The following is a 5738-nucleotide window of genomic DNA, read 5'->3' as shown; positions in this document are numbered from 1 at the left end:
TCCCATGTCGACGAAAGTCTCCTTGTTGCCTGCATTGCCGAGCTGCCAGCCCAACCCGAAGGTGGTATGGGGCTGTGCTGCGGCGACCAGCGGATTGATCACACTGTCGGTGAAAGCCTTGACCAGGTTCGAGAAAGCCAGGGCCACCACCAACCCGACAGCGACGGTGATCACGTCACCCCGCATTACGAAATCTCTGAATCCTTTCAACACGAAAGCCACCTCCATCGCCACGAATTTCTAGGACGGCACAAGATCGCCCGGAAAAACCGTATGTCCGTACGACGGTGATTGCGGGCTTTGCGGCGAATTAGTCATGCAAGGGTATTCATGCCGTGACATCTTCGAGTTGGGTGTTCACCCGTGGTGCGGGGGTACGTTCTCCCTCAGCCACTGCTCGCGATCATCGATGTCGCGATCACGCTCATCGGTCGACTCTTGCGGCAGCTCTGTCCCGAATACCCGGTTGAGCAAGCTCGGGTCGTCGCTGCCTGGCTTGGCCATTCCGGTGTCAGATCTCCAAGCTTGAGAGTTGGCCGATGATCTGCGTCGCCAGTGGATTCAGCGTCGCCATGCCGTCGCGCACCGCGTATCGCGAACCGGCGAGGTTGACCACCAGCGTGCTCCCGGAGATCCCGGCCAGACCACGTGACAAGCCGGCATCGATGATGCCGGAGGACAAGCCCGAGGCTCGGATGGCCTCGGAGATGCCGAGCAGCTCGCGATCAAGAATTTCTTTGGTTGCTTCCGGGGTTACATCGCGCGGCGTCACGCCGGTGCCACCGACCGATACCACCAGGTCGACTCCCCCGATCACCGCGGTGTTCAGCGCGTTGCGGATCTCCACCTCGTCGGCGGCGACGGCCACTACGCCGTCGACAACGAATCCCGCTTCGGTGAGCAGCTCGGTGACCAGTGGCCCGCTGTGGTCCTCATCGCCGTGCGCGGTCCGGTCGTCGACGACGACGACAAGTGCCCTGCCAACCAACTCCGCGCCCTGTTCCATAGTTGCAACCGTATATCTGGGGTCCGACCACGATGCGGGGACTCTCATCACTGCTGCGCCTTGCCCAGAGTGACCTGCACGGTCTTGTTATCGCCCGAGGGATCCTTGAATGTGAGCGTGACTTTCTCGCCAGGCGCCTTGGATCGCACGGCGGCAACCAAGCCGTCAGCGCTGTTGACCGGACGGTCGTCGATCTTGGTCACCACGACTCCGCTGGGCAGGCCGGCGGCTGCCGCCGCTCCGTTCGGCACCACCTCAACAACTTTGGCGCCGGGTGTGCCCTTGTCGTTGGTGACCTGAATGCCCAGTGACGCATGCGACGCTGTTCCGGTCTTGATCAACTCGTCGGCGATGCGCTTGGCCTGATCGACCGGAATGGCGAAGCCAAGTCCGATCGAACCGCTCTGCGCATCGGACGAATCGCCGCCCAGCGTGGCAATCGCCGAGTTGACGCCAACCAACTGTCCGCTCATGTTGACCAACGCGCCGCCGGAGTTACCGGGGTTGATCGCGGCGTCGGTCTGAATCGCGTCAAGAACGGTGTTCTGGTTACCCGTCTCGCCAGTCGTCGACACCGGCCGGTTGAGTGCGCTGACAATGCCGGTGGTCACCGTGCCCTCCAGGCCCAGCGGCGACCCGACCGCCACCACCGGCTGACCGACGCGCAAATTCGCCGACGACCCGAGGGTGATCGGCGTCAGGCCGGAAACACCTTTCACCCGAACGACGGCGATGTCGGTGGTGGGGTCTGCCCCCAACACGGTGAACTCTGCGGTGCGCCCGTCAGAGAAGGTCACCGTGGTCTTCGGCGTTGCGCTGGGACGCTCGCTGTCCGGGTCCCGGGGGCCAACGCCTTCCGGCGGCGGCGCGTGGCCTTCGGGCGGCGGCGCGTGCGGCGGACCGGCGTGACCGGGATTGGCCGCTGTGGCGACGACGTGGTTGTTGGTCAGGATCAGCCCGTCGGAAGACAAGATGATGCCCGAACCCTCCTCGGACTGCCGACCGAGATCGGTTTCGAGCATGACCACGCTGGGTACCACCTTGGCGGCGACCTGTTCGACGGTGCCTACCGGGGCGTTGGCGGCCGGCACGCTGGGAGCCGCCCCACCCAGTGACGTTCCATCGGCGATGGAAGGGAGCTGCCCGTTGTGTTCGATTACCGACGCCGCCGCACCGCCGATGCCGGCTGATACGACTGCGATCGCCAATGCGCCGACAGCCAATCCTCCTGCGCGAGAACGCTTTCGCGGCATGCCCGGTTGCGGCGGCGGGCCGCCCTGACCGCCACCGAAAGAACCGTACGGCTGCCGGTAGTGCGGCTGCTGGCCGTAGCGCCAGTCGAAGGGCTGAGGATACGTTTGCTGCTGCCCATGGCCGGAATAGCCTGGGGCCCCACGCTGATCGGGCACCGGGTTGTACCCGGGCTGCTGCGGCGGTGGCGAATACCTCGGGTGATTCGTCATGTCGCTAGGTCGCTCTTTCCTTGGACAGTCGGTTCAGGCTTAACAGTAACTGGATTACTACCCTGCCTGCTTGGTCTGAGATTCGACTGAGACAACGTTCGCTGGACCTACAGAGTTCCCCGGATTTGACGATGCGTTAACATCCGCCGCAGTTGCCTCAGCAATCCGGTACTTCGATGTCGGGATCGGCCGCCCCGGCAGCAACACGTAGATCGACGTTCCCGGCGGCTCACCGCCCGGGACGGTCTCTTCGACGCGAAGCGCCCCGCCGTGATTGAGCACGACCTGTTTGACGATCGCCAGCCCAAGCCCTGAGCCGGGCATCGCCCGCGCCGTGGTCGAGCGGAAGAACCGCTCGAACACCAGTGCACGCTCAGCCGCCGGGATCCCCGGTCCGTGGTCGGACACCGCCAACTCGGCGTGCGTCGCGTTCAACTGCCTGAGCTTGACACCGACGGTCCCGCCTGACGGACTCCACTTGGCGGCATTGTCCATCAGGTTCAGCACTGCACGCGACAGGCCCGCAGGGTCGCCGTCGACCTGCCAAGGCGTCACGTCGACATCGAACTCAACGTCGTTGCGGCGCCGTCGCACTCGCTCCAGGGAACGGTCGATGACGTCGGCGACGTCGACCGGCTCCTGAATCACTTCGCCAGCGTCGTCTCGGGTGAGGTCCACCAAATCGCCTACCAGCGTGGACAATTCCTCGATCTGCGCGATCACGTCGGTGCGCAGATCGGCCATCTCTTGTTCGGGCAGTGGCGGCGCACCCGGTGCCATCGCCGCCATCAGCAGTTCGACGTTGGTGCGCAACGATGTCAGCGGGGTGCGCAGTTCGTGACCCGCATCGGCGACCAGGCGGGTCTGACGCTCCCGAGATTCGGCCAGAGCACGCAGCATCGAGTTGAATGAATCGGTCAGCCGGGCCAGCTCGTCGCTGCCGAATACCGGGATGGGCCGCAGATCGTCGGTGCGCGCCACCCGTTCGGCCGCCTCGGTCAGCCGGCCCACCGGACGCAGCCCGGCCTGGGTGACCATCCCACCGGCAACCGCGGCGACCGCGACGCCAACCCCGCCGACAATCAACAGCACCCAGCGCAGCTTCGTCATCACCGCGTCGGTCGGCGCCAGGCTCTTGGAGATCAGCAGCGAACTGCCATTCGGCAGGTGTACTGCCAGTACCCGCTGATCGGCCGCCGTACGCCGCGACATGAACAGGTCGCCGCGGATCACCGCCTTTTCCGGCGGTCCGACCGGCAGTGTCTGGCCCTCCTGGTTGGCCGTGAAGATCGATCGGCCGGGGTTCACCAGCATCGCATTGACATCCGAATACGCGGTGCCCTCAATGGCCTTCGCGGGATCGGCGGCCAACGATCCGCTGGCGATCAACAGCTGAGCCCGGCTCTGCAGCTGGTTGTCGATGTCCTTGTACAGCGCCGCGGAGATCACCGCGTATACGGCGACGGCCATCAGGACGACCACCATCGCCACCATCGACATCGCCAGCAGCATCACCCGCCACCGCAGCGACAACGAGGTGCTGGCACGCAGCTGAGCTCGACTTCGCCGGTGGAACAAGGGCATTAGGGCGGTGTTTCGCGCAGCACGTAACCCACGCCTCGCACGGTGTGGATCAACCGCGGCTCTCCATTTGCTTCGGTCTTGCGACGCAGGTATCCGACATACACTTCCAGCGCGTTGCCTGAGGTGGGAAAGTCAAAACCCCACACCTCCTCGAGAATCCGGCTGCGAGTCAGCACCCGTCGCGGATTGGCGATCAACATCTCCAAAAGAGCGAACTCGGTGCGGGTGAGGCTGATCTGGCGTTGCCCGCGAGTGACTTCACGGGTCACCGAATCGAGGGTGAGGTCCCCGAACGTCATCGCCACCGATTCGCCGGAATCGTCGATCTTGGTTCGGCGCAGCAGGGCCCGCAGCCGGGCCAGCAACTCTTCGAGCGCGAACGGCTTGGGCAGATAGTCGTCGGCGCCGGCATCGAGGCCGGCGACCCGCTCGGAAACCGTGTCGCGGGCGGTCAGCACCAGGATCGGCAGATCGTCCCCGGTGCTGCGCAGCTGACGGCATACCTCCAGGCCGTCCAGCCGCGGCATCATGACGTCGAGAACGAGCCCGTCGGGCCGATCTGCGGCGATCATCTCAAGGGCCTCTACGCCGTCTTCCGCCAATGCCACCGAATAGCCATTGAAGGAAAGCGACCGGCGCAATGACTCGCGCACCGCTCGATCGTCGTCAACGATAAGAATTCGCACGGCCACCAGTTTCATCCAATCGCCTGAGAGCGTCCTGAGAGGCGCAGGGGTTAATTGCCCTGCTCCTCGTCAGGTTGCGGTGCTGCCGGCGTCGTTGCCGGGCGGCGGGACTCATGGCGAAAAAGTTAGCGGCGATCCAGGTCAATCAGGCCGAGGCGCGCCGCCTTGAGCAACCGGCGCGGCACTTTGTGGTGCTGGCCGGCCACCGTCACACCCACAAGTTCGGGCTTGGCAGCCTTCCACTGCGCGCGCCGACTCCGGGTGTTCGCGCGCGACATCCTGCGCTTTGGCACAGCCATAATCGGGCCTTACTACTGGAAGAGGGGTCGCCGCGCGAGCAGCCTCGACGGCGAAGTTACTCCCGATAGTAGTCGGTGACCTGCTGCGCACAAAAATCGGCACCCGAACGTGGCGGAGGAGAAAGGGAGCATCCTTGACGTGACACCCGCGGTACCCGCTAACCTACCGGTTGGTTGGTTGCGTCCAGCTGGAGGCTGGAGGAAGGACGACACGCATGGCCTGCGCCGACGACGATGCAGAGCGAAGCGATGAGGTGGGGGCACCTCCCGCTTGCGGGGGAGAGTGGCGCCATTGAGCACCGCGGTCCGCATTGGGAACTGCTCGGGGTTCTACGGGGACCGGCACTCCGCAATGCGCGAGATGCTGACCGGCGGAGACCTGGATTACCTCACCGGTGATTACCTGGCCGAGCTGACCATGCTGATCCTCGGCCGCGACCGGATGAAGCACCCTGATCGCGGCTACGCCAAGACCTTCCTGACGCAGCTCGAGGAGTGCCTGGGGCTGGCACACGACCGCGGGGTGCGCATCGTCGCCAACGCCGGCGGCCTGAATCCCGCCGGCCTCGCCGACGCGATCCGCAGCCTGGCCGAGCGGGTGGGTATCCAGGCCCGGGTCGCCCACGTCGAAGGCGACGACCTGCTGCCGCGCGCCGAGGAACTGGGGCTGGGTGCGCCGCTGACGGTCAACGCCTACCTG

Annotated in this window: 8 protein-coding genes; 1 reads left to right on the top strand and 7 read right to left on the bottom strand. The window is 65.1% G+C overall.

Annotated features, from left to right (window positions below; genetic code table 11):
- From WAN71_RS26470 to rpmF, 7 genes are all read right to left on the bottom strand, one after another.
- The coding region (locus tag WAN71_RS26470) for an MscL family protein (protein ID WP_422228166.1) at positions 1–213 on the bottom strand (213 nt) is incomplete at its 3' end.
- A gap of 144 nt (positions 214–357) precedes the next feature.
- On the bottom strand, positions 358–504 hold the full coding sequence (locus tag WAN71_RS26465; protein WP_422228164.1) for a hypothetical protein: 147 nt from the start codon (positions 502–504) through the stop codon (positions 358–360).
- A gap of 7 nt (positions 505–511) precedes the next feature.
- On the bottom strand, positions 512–1054 hold the full coding sequence (locus WAN71_RS26460) for a MogA/MoaB family molybdenum cofactor biosynthesis protein (protein WP_422228163.1): 543 nt from the start codon (positions 1052–1054) through the stop codon (positions 512–514).
- The gene (locus tag WAN71_RS26455) at positions 1054–2469 is read right to left on the bottom strand and encodes a S1C family serine protease (RefSeq protein WP_422228162.1); all 1416 of its coding nucleotides are present in this window, start codon (positions 2467–2469) and stop codon (positions 1054–1056) included. The genes WAN71_RS26460 and WAN71_RS26455 overlap by 1 nt, the downstream gene beginning before the upstream one ends.
- Before the next feature lie 57 nt (positions 2470–2526).
- Entirely contained in the window at positions 2527–4053 is a 1527-nt protein-coding gene (locus tag WAN71_RS26450) for an ATP-binding protein (protein WP_422228161.1), read from the bottom strand.
- Positions 4053–4739, bottom strand: a complete 687-nt coding sequence (locus tag WAN71_RS26445) for a response regulator transcription factor (RefSeq protein WP_422228165.1) — start codon at positions 4737–4739, stop codon at positions 4053–4055. The genes WAN71_RS26450 and WAN71_RS26445 overlap by 1 nt, the downstream gene beginning before the upstream one ends.
- Before the next feature lie 125 nt (positions 4740–4864).
- A complete protein-coding gene (rpmF, locus tag WAN71_RS26440; protein ID WP_422228160.1) occupies positions 4865–5038 on the bottom strand; it encodes a 50S ribosomal protein L32 in 174 nt (57 codons plus the stop codon).
- A 283-nt stretch (positions 5039–5321) separates the two neighbouring features.
- Between rpmF and WAN71_RS26435 the strand changes: the two genes are divergently transcribed.
- The coding region (locus tag WAN71_RS26435) for an acyclic terpene utilization AtuA family protein (RefSeq protein WP_422228159.1) at positions 5322–5738 on the top strand (417 nt) is incomplete at its 3' end.

This window comes from Mycobacterium sp. (assembly GCF_049280035.1).
Lineage (GTDB): Bacteria > Actinomycetota > Actinomycetes > Mycobacteriales > Mycobacteriaceae > Mycobacterium.
Note: the sequence above shows the minus strand (reverse complement) of the source record. Positions and strands in the feature narration are given on the sequence as shown.